The sequence below is a fragment of the Paenibacillus sp. 22594 genome (assembly GCF_052044425.1).
Taxonomy (GTDB): Bacteria; Bacillota; Bacilli; order Paenibacillales; family Paenibacillaceae; genus Paenibacillus_AQ.
Genome location: NZ_JBQENA010000001.1, coordinates 580301 through 594810 on the forward strand (window position 1 = coordinate 580301; position 14510 = coordinate 594810).

Here is a 14510-nt window from a genome sequence, read left to right on the forward strand (position 1 = left end):
GTCCTGCCTTTTAAATATTGGCTTGGCTGATGAATTAGTGTGCCCGTTTCAGAATAACCAGGCCATGAACCGGAAGCGTAAGTACCGCTGGAACTGGCTCGCCGGATTCTAACACAGTGTACGTTCTGCCGTCCATCTCTATGGACTGCTCCACACCGCTGAAATTCTGCACAAATACATAATCACTGTCTCCGTCGGTCCGCAGTTGAGCGGTGACGCCTGCCGGCAGCTCGGTATCCAGTGTGCGGATAATTCCCGCTTTCTTGGCAATTGCTGCATATAGCTCCACATAGAATCCGGCATCCTTCACGCGTGTAGCAAGATGGTATGCCCGGCCTTCACCCAGACGGTTCAGCGTCAGTGCAGGTCGTCCCGCATAGAAGTCCGTGCGGTACGTACCCAGCACCTCTGCTCCTTCGAGGTGGATCAGCTCGGCAATTTCATGCGCATCATAGTCTCCATCAATACACAGCGCATTGCCGGAATTCATCACCAGACCGTTCAGATCCCGGCTGTGCAGGCCTTCTGTCTCTTCCGCCCAGATCCCCAGCGTCCGGCGGAGTGGACCCGGGAATCCCCCCAAATGGCAGAGATCCGTCTCTCCGACTATACCTGACCAGTAAGTCCCCAGGAAGGTTCCCCCCTGTTCGACATACTTCTCAATCCGTTTGCCGTTATCTTCGCTGATCAGGTACAGCATAGGTGCGATCACCAGTTTGTAGGCGGAGAAATCCTCCTCCGAACCGATAATATCAACCGGAATCCCCAGCTCCCAGAGTGCCTGGTAATGCTGAAGCACGGTTTCTTCATATTTCAGACCGGAGTTGCGGATACCCTGCGCATCCTTAATCGCCCATCGGTTGTCCCAATCATAAATAATTGCAGTCTGTACAGGTGTAGTAGTGCCTACTACCGCTTGCAGCTCCGAGAGCGTCCGGCCCACTTCGGCAACATCGCGGAAGACGCGGGTTTCCGCATGGCCGCTGTGGTCGATCACAGCACCGTGGAACTTCTCGCTGGAGCCGCGGCTTTTGCGCCACTGGAAATATTGCACGGAGTCCGAGCCGTGGGCAACCGCCTGCAGCGAGGACAGCTTGTGCATGCCCGGCCGCTTCAGCTTGCTGACACTCTGCCAGTTCAGCAGCGATGGTGTGCTCTCCATCAGCAAGAACGGCTTATGCTTGAAGGTTCGGTACATATCGTGGTGCATTGCTGCCCAAGCGGCCAGACGAGCGTCGTCATCTTCATCCGAGTAGCCCCAGGACGGATAGGAATCCCAGGAGACCACGTCAAGAATCTTGGCCAGCTTACGGTAATCCACTCCGTCAATATTGTGCATATTGGTCGTTACCGGCAGCTCAGGGTTATAATCACGCACAGAATCAATCTCATGCTGACAGAAATCAATGGTCGCTTCGCTTACGAAACGGCGCCAATCCAGGTTCAAGCCGTGAACCTGCGTCTCCCCATGCGGGGCCGGAGACTCCACTTGATCCCATGAGGTGTAAGTATGGCTCCAGAACGTAGCCCACCAAGCATGGTTCAATTCATCCAGGCTGTTGTCGTACTTCACCTTCAACCATTCTCTGAAGCTAGCCTGACACAGATCACAGTGGCATTCGCCGCCGTATTCATTCGAGATATGCCATCCGATAACAGCCGGATGATGCGCATAGCGCTCTGCCAGCTTGCCATTCAGCAATGCCGTCTTCTGACGGTACACGGGTGAAGTATAGCAATGATTGTGCCGGACGCCATGCAAATTGCGCACGCGGTTTCCTTCTACCCGCAGTACTTCAGGATATTTCTCCGACATCCAGGCCGGGCGCGCTCCGCTTGGGGTAGCCAGGAATGCATATATCCCGTTCTCGGCAAAGGTGTCCAGGATGCTGTCCAGCCAGCCGAAGGTGAATACGCCTTCTTCAGGCTCCAGGGATACCCAGGAAAAGATCCCAACAGACATTACATTGCAATTGGCAAGCTTCATCATACGGATATCTTCTTGCAGCACCTCAGGGTACTTCAACCATTGTTCGGGATTATAGTCGGCTCCATGCAGCATGACTGGAATCTTGCTGCTGACTGGGGGCAATTTCATATTCATGGGTGGGTTCATCCTTTCGGTATGTGGTCCATGTCCAGATGGGATTATTCTCTGATACATTCTGAGATTAAGTCCTGTCCATTTCATGAATCATTCTTTATACTGTATATCATATAGGATAAATCCATTCAGGCAGTAGGAATATACACTCGCTTTACTAGTACAAAATGAATACGAGGTGACCATCATGCTACCCTTCTCCCTAATTGAAATGCCGCGCGACCTGAACCGTTTCCCCTTGTATCCCTATTCGGTCGGCCGCCATATCCAGTATCATCATGTTCGTCCAGGCGGCTTCCCCGTATACCAAATTTTTCTGATCCGCAGTGGAAGAGGCCTGTTCCGGGACCTGGAGAACGGCGAAGAAACGATTTTGGAACCCGGTATGGCCTTCGCCTATCCGCCCGACAGGGGCCATGAGTATTACCCGTTGTCTCTTACACCTTGGCATGTAGGCTTCATCGGTTTTCATGGAGAGTTGTCACCGGGCCTGCTCGAAGGAATTGGCATTCTGCCAGGTGCCCCGCCGCTTCGTCCCGAGCATTTTGAGGAATGCTGGGAACAGGTCGGCAGCATCTGGCATGCGGTGAATCAGCAAGCAAGCCGCCAGGATGAGCATGTGATGCAAGAGCTCTCCGTCGCCCTCTACCGGCTCCTTCTTTTACTCCGCCGCAATGCCTCTGATTCAGGACCCGCAGGCCGTCTTGAGCTGGAGAGCGTTCGCAACGAGGCATTGCAGAAGGCAGTCAGCCTGATTAATGAGCATTTTACCGAACCGTTGCTGGTCTCTAATCTCGCAGCCGCGGTAGGCTACTCAGTGCAGCATTTTCAACGGCTGTTCCTGCAGGAGTATGGGATCACACCACATAAATATTTGCAGAACCTGCGACTCGAACGTGCACTGCAGCTTATCCGGGAGAATGCTGATACACCGGTACAGGATATCGCCCTTCAACTGGGCATGGAGACCAATTATTTCATCCGTGTCTTCCGGAATACTTACGGCTGTACGCCGGGGATGATGCGCAAGCGGCTGCATGAATCCTAAGAACCAGCACCCTACCTCACGGGAACGGTACATTGCAATCCAATACACAAATAAGGTGGTTAATGCTTTTGGAAATCTTTGAGTTCATTTTACTGATGCTGGCGGCAATCGCATTATCCAATCTGGTCAACAGATTTATTCCTTCTATATCTGTCCCCATTATTCAAATTATACTCGGAGTCGTAATTACCTACCTGCCTCTTCATTTCGAGTTAAAGCTCAATCCTGAGCTATTTTTACTGTTATTCATTGCCCCCCTGCTATTTAATGATGGGCGGCAATCGGACAAGGAGGCCCTTTGGCGATTAAAGAAACCGATACTTTTATTGGCACTTGGGTTGGTATTCATGACTGTAGCCATCCTGGGCTTCTTTCTGAATTGGCTGCTTCCCGTCATTCCGCTCGCTGCTGCTTTTGCTCTTGCCGCGGCACTGGCTCCTACAGATGCTGTAGCGGTCGGAGCGCTGGAGGAAAAGATCAAAATCCCCCACCAAACGATGAAAATCCTGGAGGGAGAATCACTCATCAATGATGCTTCCGGGCTGGTATCCTTTCAATTTGCCGCAGCTGCAATGGTAACCGGCGCTTTCTCCTTGCGGTCGGCCAGCCTCAGCTTTGCGGCGATCTCCCTCGGCGGTATTCTGCTGGGACTTATAATGACTTTGGTGAAATATGTATTTGTAAAGTGGCTGCGGAGACTGGGGATGGAAAATGTTACGCTGCACATGCTGATCGAGGTGTTAACTCCATTTGCTGTTTTTCTGATGGCCGAGGAACTTGGGGTCAACGGAATTCTGGCCGCAGTCAGCGCGGGTATTGCCCACTCCTTTGGATATAAAAAATTAAATCCCGAGATCGCCCGACTGAATATCGTTTCAAAAAGCACCTGGTCTGTAATTATATATGTATTGAATGGATTGGTTTTCCTGCTTCTCGGTACACAGCTCCCGGAGATTATCCGAACCATCTGGAGCAGTTCCAGTCTGAGCCATGTTCAGGTAATTTTCTATACACTCGTGTTGACACTTGCTGTGCTGACCCTGCGCTTTATCTGGGTTCTTGTGATGAAGCTTCCCGGTACCGGTGATCAAAAGCCAGCCCGGGGGCATACCATCAAAAACGCGCTCATCCTCACCCTATCCGGGGTGCGGGGAACGATCACGCTGGCAAGTACCTTGTCGCTGCCCTTTTTCCTGGATAACGGAAATCCGTTCCCGGAGCGGGATCTGATCATCTTTTTAGCGGCAGGTGTCATTCTGTGGACCTTGCTGGCGTCCAACTACCTGTTGCCTCTTCTAATTGGAGATGATGTGGAAGCCGCTCTGGTCAACGATGAGACTCCTATTGAAATGGAAATTCTGCGCAATGTAGTGATTGCCTTAAGTGAACAGACCAATGACGACAATAGAGCCGCTATCGGCAGAATTATCAATACGTACCATTCAAGAATCCGCAAGCTAAAAAAAGACGAAGCGGCCGAAAGACTGCAGCGGCCATTGCTTATCGACACGCTCAAATGGCAAAGAGAGAGCACTCTGCTGGCGATCAAGAACAAAGAAGTGAACCCTTTTATAGCTTACCGCACTCTACATAGGCTCAACAGAACACTGTTCCGGTTCACCAGGGATGAACAATACAAAACAGACCTGCGGGCACTCCGGCAATGGATGGAGGTGTCTGGCATGCTTCACCAGGCTACTCTAAGCTTCCAGGAAAGACGGGAGGCCCTGGATGCCTTCAGAGTGCGCAATATCAAGTATGTTATTGAGAAATTGAGTGCCATGCTGCCTACAGCTGGCAGAGAGATTGAGGACGTCAGCTCTTCAATTCTGCGTTATGAGCGAATGCTCAGCAGATATACCAGAAGCGAAACCTCTGCCTCTTCCAAGGAGGACTTCGATACGGCTCTGGATGAACTGGCACGGGTAGGCATCCAACTGGAAAGGGACCAGATTCAGCTTAAGTTCGAATCGGGCCAGCTGTCGCGGGCCGGAATGAAGGAAATGAAAAGTAATCTTATGCTGATGGAGCATGACCTCAGGGAATTGACCATTTGATCCGCTGGCTACACCGCCGCAAACTGGCTGTTGTACAGCCCAGCGTAATGGCTACCCCGTTGAAGCAATTCTTCATGCGTGCCGCTCTCGACGATATCGCCGTCTTTCATGTATAGAATGACATCCGCCTCACGGATGGTGGACAGCCGGTGGGCAATCACGAAGCTGGTACGGCCGGAGATCATTGTGAGAAAAGCCTTCTGGATACGGGCCTCCGTCAGTGTGTCGATACTGCTGGTAGCTTCGTCCAGAATCAGCATCGGCGGATCTGCAAGCATGACACGGGCGATGGTGAGCAGCTGCTTCTGTCCCTGGGACAGATTATCCCCTGATCCGGAAATCTTTGTCGCATAGCCCTCGGGCAGCCGCTTAATGAAACTGTGTGCGTTGGCGGCCTTGGCGGCAGCTATGACTTCATCTTCTGTCGCCTCCGGCTTGCCGTAAGCAATATTATCGCGGATTGATCCGCCATACAGCCAGGTATCCTGCAGCACCATCCCGAAATTGCGGCGCAGGCTGTCGCGGGTGATCGCCCGGATATCTGTGCCGTCAATCCTGATGCTGCCGCTGTCCACGTCATAGAAGCGCATCAGCAGGTTGACCAGTGTTGTTTTGCCTGCTCCGGTCTGCCCGACAATGGCTACCCGCGTGCCCGGCTCCACTTCCAGACTGAAGCTCTTAATTAGCGGACGTTCCGGTGTATATGCGAAGCTTACCTTATCAAAAGCGATCGTACCTTGGCTCACACCCATAACAAGTGCGTTCTTGGCATCCTGAGTTTCCGGCGGCAGGTCAAGAATGTCAAAGATCCGCTGCGCCGAAGCCGTGGCTGATTGAAGCTGAGTGATCACACCGGTTATTTCATTGAACGGCTTGGCGAACAGATTCGAATAGATTAGAAAACTGGATAGATCCCCCACCGAGAAATGGCCGCCGATTACCAGTGCGCTGCCGATCATCGCAATCACAGAGAATGTAATGTTGTTCACCAGACGGGTGCTTGGATTGGACAGCGAGCCGTAGAACTGCGATTTGATGCCAGTATGGTACAGCTCGTTATTCCGTTCAGAGAAACGGGCGAAGCTGTGGTCTTCGTAACGGAATGCCTGCACCACCTTCTGGCCGCCTATGACTTCTTCCACATACCCGTTCAGTCCGCCGAGAATTTTGGCCTGCTCCCGGAACAGCTTCTGGGAACGGGTCGTAATGAAACGTGCGACATAAAAGGTTGCCGGTGCCGAGAGCAGCACAACAAGTGTCATCACCGGACTGATGTAGAGCATTAGTCCAATGGCTCCCGCAATAGTGACCACTCCGGTCAGCAGCGTAGAGAAGCCCTGCAGCAATCCATCCGAGATAGCATCCATATCGTTAACGAACCGGCTGATGCTATCCCCCTGGGGATGATTATCATGGAACTTCAGCGGCAGCACGTTCAGCTTATCGAACAGCTCTCGCCGCATATCATAGACCGTCCGGTAGGCGATCCGGTTGGTATAGTAAGTCAGCAGCCAGCCAAAAAAGCTGCCGATAATGTAAACCACAGCCAAGATCAGCAGCAGCCGGAGGATCTGGTCAAAGTCCACTTGTCCAGGACCCACCATCTGGTCAACAGTCCGTCCGATCAGCAGTGGGCCGATCAGGCTGGCAATAACACTCAATATGGCGCAGCAAACGGCTACAATGGCGATGCCTCTATGCTGTTTGGTATAGTTAAACATTCTTTTCCAGGTTGCTCTGGAGCTCATCACGCACCTACCTCCTCACTTGAAAGCTGGGATTGACAAATTTCCTGGTACACTCCACAGGTCTGTAATAATGCTTCATGTGTGCCAACACCTGCAATCCGTCCTTCGTCGAAGACGATAATCTGATCCGCCTGACGGACTGTGCTCACCCGCTGGGAGACAAGCAGCACAGTAGTTTCTTCGCTGCTCTCCTTCAGCGCACGTCGAAGTGCTGCATCCGTGGCAAAATCAAGTGCACTTGCCGAATCATCCAGAATCAGGATCTGCGGACGCATCACCACTGCACGGGCGATGGCCAGCCGCTGTTTTTGCCCGCCGGACAAGTTCAGACCACCGCGGGCGACTGGAGTAGCCAACCCTTCAGGCAGCTTTTGGATGAACTCCTCGGCCTGGGCTACAGAAGCAGCGGCCATTAACTCTTCGTATGAGGCATTCTGCCTGCCCCAGCGGATATTGTCAGCTATGGTACCGCTGAACAGCGTTGCCTTCTGTGGCACGATGCCGATCTTGCTTCGCAGCTCCTCCAGTCCATAATTTCTGACACTTACCCCGTCGACCCGGATTTCCCCCTCTATAGCGTCATAGAAACGCGGGATCAGGTTCACAAAAGTTGACTTGCCGGAGCCGGTACTGCCAATCAGTCCCACGGTTTCTCCACGTTGAATGGTCACTGAAATATCGTGCAATGCCAGCTCACCTGTGGTGTTGTATCCAAATGAGACATGCTCGAAGGCAATCGCAGGGGCCTGCTTCTCTGCCGGTGGAAGGCCCTGATTCCCTATATCCGCAACAGAAGCCACGGTATCCAGCACTTCATTCACACGGTTTGCCGATGATGAAGCCTTGGTGAAAAGAATCACCAGATTTGAGACTACGATCAGTGCCAGCAGGATCTGGGTCACATAGTTGATAAAAGCGATAATCTCCCCCTGTGACAGCCGTCCGGCGTCAATGTGGATGCCGCCTGCCCACAATATGGCGATAATCGCTGCATTCACCACCAGCGTTGTCATGGGCCCCAACCACGCAGAGATGCGGGCGACGCGGATAGCTGTCGCTGTCAGATCCTCCGAAGCAGCGTTAAAACGCTGCTTTTCACTGCGGCTCTTGGCAAATGCGCGGATCACCCGGATGCCGGACAGATTCTCACTGAGCACCAGAGCCAGATGATCCAGCTTCAGCTGGTATTTGCGGTAGAGCGGCGAGCTACGCGTGATGATGAAATACAGAATCACGCCAAATACCGGAGTCGCAGTGAGCAGAATCAGTGAGAGCCGGAAGTCGAGAATCATAGACATGATAATGGCTCCGATGCAGATGAATGGAGCGCGAATAACCAGACGGATCAGCATCGCAACAGCGAGCTGCAGCTGGTTCACATCATTCGTGATCCGGTTGATCAGCGAAGGTGTGCCGAAGGTATCCAGCTCGGCATAGGAGAGGGCCGAAATATGTTTGAACATCTTGTTGCGAAGTGAAGTACCGAAGCCTTGCGAAGCCCGGGCGGCATAATATTGGCAAACCATGGAACAGCCGAAGCCGAGTAATGACATCAGCACCATCAGCCCTCCCATCCGGTACACATAGGCGCTGTCATGGCGGCCGATCCCATTGTTGACGATCAGTGCAACAATGGTGGGCAGCAAGAGTTCAAGAATGGCCTCCAGCAGCTTGAAGATCGGCCCCAGTGTCACTTCTTTCCTATAGGGTTTAAGAAATACAGCAATTTTGAACACAGTAATCCTCACCTAACCTATGTAGTATGTTACAGCTAGTAAAATGGAATAAGACCCGTTATGATTATGGCACATCTATTTACATATTAGTAATATTGGTTTCGTATCCATGCGATACGATCTGCATATGGCAGTAAGTACAACTCGGAGGTTAACTTATGGATATCCGCCAACTGAAATATTTCCTGGCTATTGCCGAAGAAGGACAAATTACTTCTGCGGCGAGAAAGCTGCAAATGGCCCAGCCGCCGCTCAGCCAGCAGCTGAAACTGCTGGAGGAGGAGCTTGGGGTGAAGCTGGTAGAACGCGGGCCGCGCAGTATCCAGCTTACCGAAGCCGGAATCATTCTGCGGGACCGGGCACAGCAAATTCTTGAATTGACCGATTCCACTACCCGGGAGCTGAAGGATTTTGTCAAAGGTATATCGGGTACCCTGTCCATCGGCACCGTCTCTTCTTCTGCGGCAACCCTGCTTCAGGAGCGGCTGCTCGAGTTCCATCAGGTCTACGCCGGGGTGAAATTCGAGATTCACGAAGGCAATACCTATCGCGTTCTTGATCTGCTGAACAAGGGTATCGTCGAAGTCGGCATCGTCCGCACCCCGTTCAACTCAGCAGGCCTTGAGTGTGTATACACCTCATCAGAACCAATGATTGCCGTGATGGCACCTGAATATGACTGGACAGGTGGAGAGCCCGAAATTGAGATTGGGGAGCTCCGTGAGCAGCCGCTCATTATTTACCGCCGCTTTGAACAGCTGATCCGCGAGACCTGCCTGGAAAATGGGTTCGAGCCCCAGGTCTTCTGTATGAACGATGATGCTCGCACGACCCTGCTCTGGGCCAATGCAGGGCTCGGCATCGGTATCATTCCAAGGTCCGCTTTTATCCTTGCCAACAACAGCAATGTACTGTCCAAGGTCATTCGCAGCGATTCACTGAATACCCGGGTGGCCGCAGTCTGGATGAAAGACAAGTACCTGTCTTCCCTGGCTGTGAAGTTTATTGAGAACTTTCAGAAGTAAAAGCATTGATAACACAGGCAGAACTATCTATTGTAGAGATCAACAAAAACCCGCCCCGGTCGGACCGGAAGCGGGTTGAATTTTATATGGCAGGGCGGAGCCGCTGCGGATTATACCATGATTTTGCAAATATCGTTGGTGAATTGCACGGGATCGTTCACTTGGAGGCCTTCGATCAGCAGCGCCTGGTTGTATAGCAGATTCGTGTACAAGCCCAGCTTCTCCTTGTCCCCTTCTGCGGCAGCTTTCAGGGATTTGAAGACATCATGATGAATGTTGATCTCCAGCACCTTATCAGCCTGTACTTCCTGGCCGTTCGGCATGGCTTTGAGGATTTTCTCCATCTCAATCGTGAGCTCGCCCTCTGTGGACAGGCAGACCGGATGGGATTTCAGCCGTTTGGACGCTTTAACTGCCTTCACTTTGCCGGACAGAATGCCCTGCATTGCTTCGAACAGTTCCTTGTTCTCATTCTCTTCTGCTTCGGATGGCTTGTCCTCTGCATTCTCTTCAATACCCAAGTCGCCGCTGGATACGTTTTTAAATTCCTTTTCCTTATAGGACATGATCATCTTGATCGCGAATTCATCAATATCGTCGGTGAAGTAGAGGATTTCGTAACCCTTGTCCGATACCATCTCAGTCTGCGGCAGCTTCTCGATCCGTTCCACCGATTCCCCGGAGGCATAGTAGATATACTTCTGGTCTTCAGGCATTCTTTCCACATATTCGGCCAGTGTAACCTGTTTCTTCTCTTTGGAAGAGTAGAACATCAGCAGGTCCTGGAGGGTTTCTTTTTCCATGCCATAGTCATTGTAGACCCCGAACTTCAGCTGTCTGCCAAACGAAGTGTAGAACTTCTCATATTGCTCTCTCTCATCCTTCAGCAGGCTCAGAAGCTGGCTCTTGATCTTGCTCTTAATGTTCTTGGCAATCAGCGTCAGTTGACGGTCATGCTGCAGCATCTCGCGGGAGATGTTCAGTGACAGATCCTCAGAATCTACCATCCCTTTGACGAAGCTGAAATAATCCGGCAGCAAATCTGCACATTTGTTCATGATCAGCACGCCGTTGGAATAGAGCTCCAAGCCTTTTTCGTATTCCTTGGTGTAATAGTCGAACGGTGTGTTCTCCGGAATGAACAGGATTGCATTATAGACCACCGCGCCGTCGGCACTGATATGGATATGCTTGAGCGGCTTGTCGAAGCCGTAGCGTTTCTCTGTGTAAAAGTTATTGTAATCCTCGTCGGTCAGCTCATTTTTGTTCTTGCGCCAGATCGGCACCATGCTGTTGACGGTTTGCTCTTCCTTCGTTTCCTCAAACTCCCCTTCGCTGCCTTCCTTCGGCTTGCTGCCGGTGATGTCCATCTTAATCGGGAAACGAATGAAGTCAGAATATTTTTTGATGATTGATTTCAGGCGGTATTCTTCCAGGAACTCGTCGTAGTTGTCTTCCTCTGTATTTGCTTTGATCTTGAGCGTAATTTCGGTTCCCACCGAGTCCTTCTCCGCAGTCTCAATGGTATAGCCGTCAGCTCCCTGGGACTCCCACTTGAAGGCCTGCTCGCTGCCCAGCGCCTTACTGATTACAGTCACATCGTCTGCCACCATAAAAGCGGAATAGAAGCCAACCCCGAACTGTCCGATGATGTTGTGGCCGTCCTTTGCTTCATTATCCTTCTTAAAAGCAAACGACCCGCTGTTCGCGATAATCCCCAGGTTGTTCTCCAGCTCTTCCTGGGTCATCCCGATGCCTGTATCGGAGATTGTTAGTGTACGGCTCTCCTTGTCCGCAGTCACTTTAATGTAATAATCCTCTTTATTAAACACCAGACCTTCGTCGGCCAATGCTTTGTAATAGATTTTGTCAATGGCATCGCTTGCATTCGAAATCAGTTCCCGCAGAAAAATCTCGCGCTGCGTATAGATGGAGTTAATCATCATTTCCAGCAATCTTTTGGATTCAGCTTTAAACTCTTTTTTAGCCATGAATAAGTAAATCTCCTTTCAAAAATAACCTCATATAGTGTCCGGATGATTAGCACTCCATTGCGAGGAGTGCTAACACTTCCTTTTATATACCATATTCCCGTTTTTGATGTCAATATATTGCTGCAAATACTTAGCTAACGGACCGAAAATCCGTCCAATATATTTTTCCAGAGACCATCATTATCGTGAAACTCATCAGGTACCTTAGGGATTTGCAGAGCACACACGTTAGGAAAAGGCCATGGAGTTTCAACCATATAGTCTACCGGAGCATGATTAATCACTAGCAAGTTGAATTCACCAGGGACCAACTGTTGTAGAACATCCAGCAGTTCCGCCGTTTCATGTATCGTTCCTTCAGTACGGATAAATAAAATACGGTTAGCGTTCTTAAGGGTATCCAGAAACCGTGGCACACGCCGGCTAACTTTCTCTCTAAGCTCCGGGTAGGTCACCAGTTGAACGGGTGTATTCTGATTCAGTGGAAAGTCATGGTGAGAGAAGATATAGTATGCAGCATCCCGCACAATATAACACCCAGCCTTGTCATTGATACCCGTAATCGCCAAATTCGATAATTCCATAAAATTCAAAAACCGGTTCCGTAAAAGATGGCTTACCCCTGACAGTGCCGGTGACTCCACCCAGTCCAGGACGCCCCCGACCTTTCTCAGCATATGCCGCGATAATTGGTCCGCTGGTAAGCAATTCGCCCCTAAACTAAAAATGACATCGTAAGACCCTTTGATCTGATAAAAGTTCATGTCCAATCCCCCCTGCATCATTTACTATATTTAATTACGCAGTGAGAAAAGGGTTTGGACTGTCGGGCCTATATTCAGGCGAATTAGTCAGATATGCAGGTCATGCACCACAAATCTCACATACAATAATTTTAGAAAAGAAGATGGGCGGTGTAGATATTGACCAAAATATCCGTTCTTATGCCAGTTTTTAATATGGCCCCCTATATTGAAGAATCTATTTGCAGTATATTAACCCAAACGTATACAGATTTCGAATTACTAATTATTGATGACGGGTCTACGGATGGAACCTTAGATATTATTAGAAAATTTGATGACCGTAGAATTAAATTGATTACACATTCAAGCAATGTTGGATTAATCGAGACGTTAAATCAAGGCATCGATTTATGTACAGGTGAGTACATTGCCCGCATGGATGGTGATGATATCGCATTGCCTCACCGCTTTGAACGCCAAGTGAATTTCATGGACGCCCATCAGGACTGCGGTGTTTGCGGTTCTCAAGTTTATTTATTAGGTAGAGATACTGTTACCACGAAACCGTTACATCATGAGGAGATCAGATGCTGGCAGTTATTCCACTGTACGATTGTGCATCCAACGGTTATGATCCGCAAATCCGTACTAAAGGACCATGGGATCATGTATCTGAATTTTGTTCATGCCGAGGACTATGAAATATGGAACCGATTATCAGCAGTTACACAGGTGGTTAATCTCCCTGAAGTGTTGCTCATGTACAGACAACATTCCAATCAGATATCCAATGTTCATCAACAAGTGCAAGTCATAGAATCAGAACGTATCCGCAGAGATCAATTACGTCTGCTCGACATTGAACCCACCGCTGAGGAGTACCAGACTCACTTGGATTTTTGCCATTTTAGAATACGGGTGCATGAGCCTGCTCATTACTATACATGCTTGGCATGGGCTCACAAGATCCTGGAGGGTAATATTCGCAAGCAAAGGTATGACCATGAAACCCTTAATTCGGTATTATCGCAATGTTTCAGTCTATCCAGATATTAAGCCAGCGAAGACAAAAAAGGTTGGGAAGACTCATGAGTCTTCACCAACCTTTTATTGATATACCCGAGTCAAATGATCTTCACTTACCTACCCACGATTTCACAACACTACAGCCTTCGCCTCCGCATCCGCCAGCAGCATCTGTATCAGGGATTGCAGCGGCAGCGATTTCCACTTCTTCGGATGGATAAGCAGCTGCAGATCGAAATGGATTTCCGGATGCACAAACGGCAGCTCGGCCAGCGTACCGCGTTCAATCTCTTCTTCAGCTACGATTCTCGGAAGCAGGGCAATACCCAGCCCATTGCGAACGCAGCGCTTAATGGCCTCCAGATTAGACAGCTCAAAGCCGATACGGAAGTTTATTCCATGCTCCCGTAGCAGATTCTCGAACAGACTGCGGTAGATACAGCTCTCCTCTGAGACGATCAGCTCGCATTTGTTCAAATCCTGCAGTGTCACTTGGTCCAGTCTTGCCAGTCGGTGACCCTTTGGTGCCACCAGCACCAGCGGCTCATCCCTGATGATCATACGCTCGAGCTGCGTATCTGCTGTGCTGCGGTCTAGCATCAAACCGATATCCACCTCACCATCTCTAATTTTGGCTACCAGATTGGCCTCCTGCTCAGTTTGCAGATGAATGTTCAGCCCCGGAAACGTTGTCCGAAGCTGCTGCAAAAAAGGCGGCAGGTAAAAGGCGGCCAATGAATCTATCGTCCCAATCGTCAAGGTTCCTCCGATCTGCTGGGCGATCGTTTCTTTGGAGCGGTCATATAAATCCAGAATCTCCACAAACAGCTTGAGCAGCTCTTCTCCAGGTGGGGTCAGGCGTAGTACCCGCCCATGTCGCTCCATCAGCGGGACCCCGTATTCCTTCTCAATCTTCTGGATCTGCATGGTCACACTGGACTGTGCGTAACCCAGCTCTTCAGCCGCCCGGGTAAAGCTTTGCCGTTTTGCGACCTCACGAAAGGTCCGCATATATGTTAAATCCAT

General features: G+C 50.4%; 10 protein-coding genes. 4 read left to right on the plus strand and 6 right to left on the minus strand.

Features of this window, described 5'->3' with window-relative positions:
* Positions 1 to 34 precede the first annotated feature (34 nt).
* Entirely contained in the window at positions 35 to 2104 is a 2070-nt protein-coding gene (locus tag ACTJKB_RS02485) for a beta-galactosidase (RefSeq protein WP_440831661.1), read from the minus strand.
* 187 nt (positions 2105 to 2291) lie between these two features.
* On the opposite strand from ACTJKB_RS02485, the gene ACTJKB_RS02490 reads away from it, so the two are divergent.
* Both ACTJKB_RS02490 and ACTJKB_RS02495 read left to right on the plus strand, forming a co-directional pair.
* The gene (locus tag ACTJKB_RS02490; protein WP_440831662.1) at positions 2292 to 3152 is read left to right on the plus strand and encodes a helix-turn-helix domain-containing protein; all 861 of its coding nucleotides are present in this window, start codon (positions 2292 to 2294) and stop codon (positions 3150 to 3152) included.
* A 95-nt stretch (positions 3153 to 3247) separates the two neighbouring features.
* Entirely contained in the window at positions 3248 to 5209 is a 1962-nt protein-coding gene (locus ACTJKB_RS02495) for a Na+/H+ antiporter (RefSeq protein ID WP_440832694.1), read from the plus strand.
* Positions 5210 to 5217: 8 nt separating this feature from the next.
* On the opposite strand, the gene ACTJKB_RS02500 is transcribed toward ACTJKB_RS02495, so the two are convergent.
* On the minus strand, positions 5218 to 6957 hold the full coding sequence (locus tag ACTJKB_RS02500) for an ABC transporter ATP-binding protein (protein ID WP_440831663.1): 1740 nt from the start codon (positions 6955 to 6957) through the stop codon (positions 5218 to 5220).
* Positions 6957 to 8693, minus strand: coding sequence for an ABC transporter ATP-binding protein (locus tag ACTJKB_RS02505; protein ID WP_440831664.1), 1737 nt, complete (start codon positions 8691 to 8693; stop codon positions 6957 to 6959). Before ACTJKB_RS02505 ends, ACTJKB_RS02500 begins: the two co-directional genes overlap by 1 nt.
* A 158-nt stretch (positions 8694 to 8851) precedes the next feature.
* On the opposite strand from ACTJKB_RS02505, the gene ACTJKB_RS02510 reads away from it, so the two are divergent.
* Positions 8852 to 9718, plus strand: coding sequence for a LysR family transcriptional regulator (locus ACTJKB_RS02510; RefSeq protein WP_440831665.1), 867 nt, complete (start codon positions 8852 to 8854; stop codon positions 9716 to 9718).
* Between the two features lie 110 nt (positions 9719 to 9828).
* On the opposite strand, the gene htpG is transcribed toward ACTJKB_RS02510, so the two are convergent.
* Both htpG and ACTJKB_RS02520 read right to left on the minus strand, forming a co-directional pair.
* Positions 9829 to 11709 (minus strand): molecular chaperone HtpG, encoded by a 1881-nt coding sequence (gene htpG, locus ACTJKB_RS02515; protein WP_440831666.1) that lies wholly within the window; start codon positions 11707 to 11709, stop codon positions 9829 to 9831.
* A 137-nt stretch (positions 11710 to 11846) separates the two neighbouring features.
* On the minus strand, positions 11847 to 12476 hold the full coding sequence (locus tag ACTJKB_RS02520) for a DUF1796 family putative cysteine peptidase (protein ID WP_440831667.1): 630 nt from the start codon (positions 12474 to 12476) through the stop codon (positions 11847 to 11849).
* A 159-nt stretch (positions 12477 to 12635) separates the two neighbouring features.
* On the opposite strand from ACTJKB_RS02520, the gene ACTJKB_RS02525 reads away from it, so the two are divergent.
* Positions 12636 to 13514 carry a glycosyltransferase family 2 protein gene (locus tag ACTJKB_RS02525; protein ID WP_440831668.1) on the plus strand — a complete coding sequence of 293 codons (879 nt, stop codon included), beginning with the start codon at positions 12636 to 12638 and terminating at the stop codon, positions 13512 to 13514.
* A 99-nt stretch (positions 13515 to 13613) separates the two neighbouring features.
* Here ACTJKB_RS02525 and ACTJKB_RS02530 read toward each other — a convergent pair whose 3' ends face one another.
* Positions 13614 to 14510 carry a LysR family transcriptional regulator gene (locus ACTJKB_RS02530; protein ID WP_440831669.1) on the minus strand — a complete coding sequence of 299 codons (897 nt, stop codon included), beginning with the start codon at positions 14508 to 14510 and terminating at the stop codon, positions 13614 to 13616.

Excerpts from the sequence above, each read along its gene's own strand:
- ACTJKB_RS02500 (WP_440831663.1), bottom strand. The coding sequence starts at position 6,957 with ATGAGCTCCAGAGCAACCTGGAAAAGAATGTTTAACTATACCAAACAG.
- ACTJKB_RS02520 (WP_440831667.1), bottom strand. The coding sequence starts at position 12,476 with ATGAACTTTTATCAGATCAAAGGGTCTTACGATGTCATTTTTAGTTTA.
- ACTJKB_RS02490 (WP_440831662.1), top strand. The coding sequence starts at position 2,292 with ATGCTACCCTTCTCCCTAATTGAAATGCCGCGCGACCTGAACCGTTTC.
- ACTJKB_RS02485 (WP_440831661.1), bottom strand. The coding sequence starts at position 2,104 with ATGAATATGAAATTGCCCCCAGTCAGCAGCAAGATTCCAGTCATGCTG.
- ACTJKB_RS02510 (WP_440831665.1), top strand. The coding sequence starts at position 8,852 with ATGGATATCCGCCAACTGAAATATTTCCTGGCTATTGCCGAAGAAGGA.
- htpG (WP_440831666.1), bottom strand. The coding sequence starts at position 11,709 with ATGGCTAAAAAAGAGTTTAAAGCTGAATCCAAAAGATTGCTGGAAATG.
- ACTJKB_RS02495 (WP_440832694.1), top strand. The coding sequence starts at position 3,248 with ATGCTGGCGGCAATCGCATTATCCAATCTGGTCAACAGATTTATTCCT.
- ACTJKB_RS02530 (WP_440831669.1), bottom strand. The coding sequence starts at position 14,510 with ATGGATTTAACATATATGCGGACCTTTCGTGAGGTCGCAAAACGGCAA.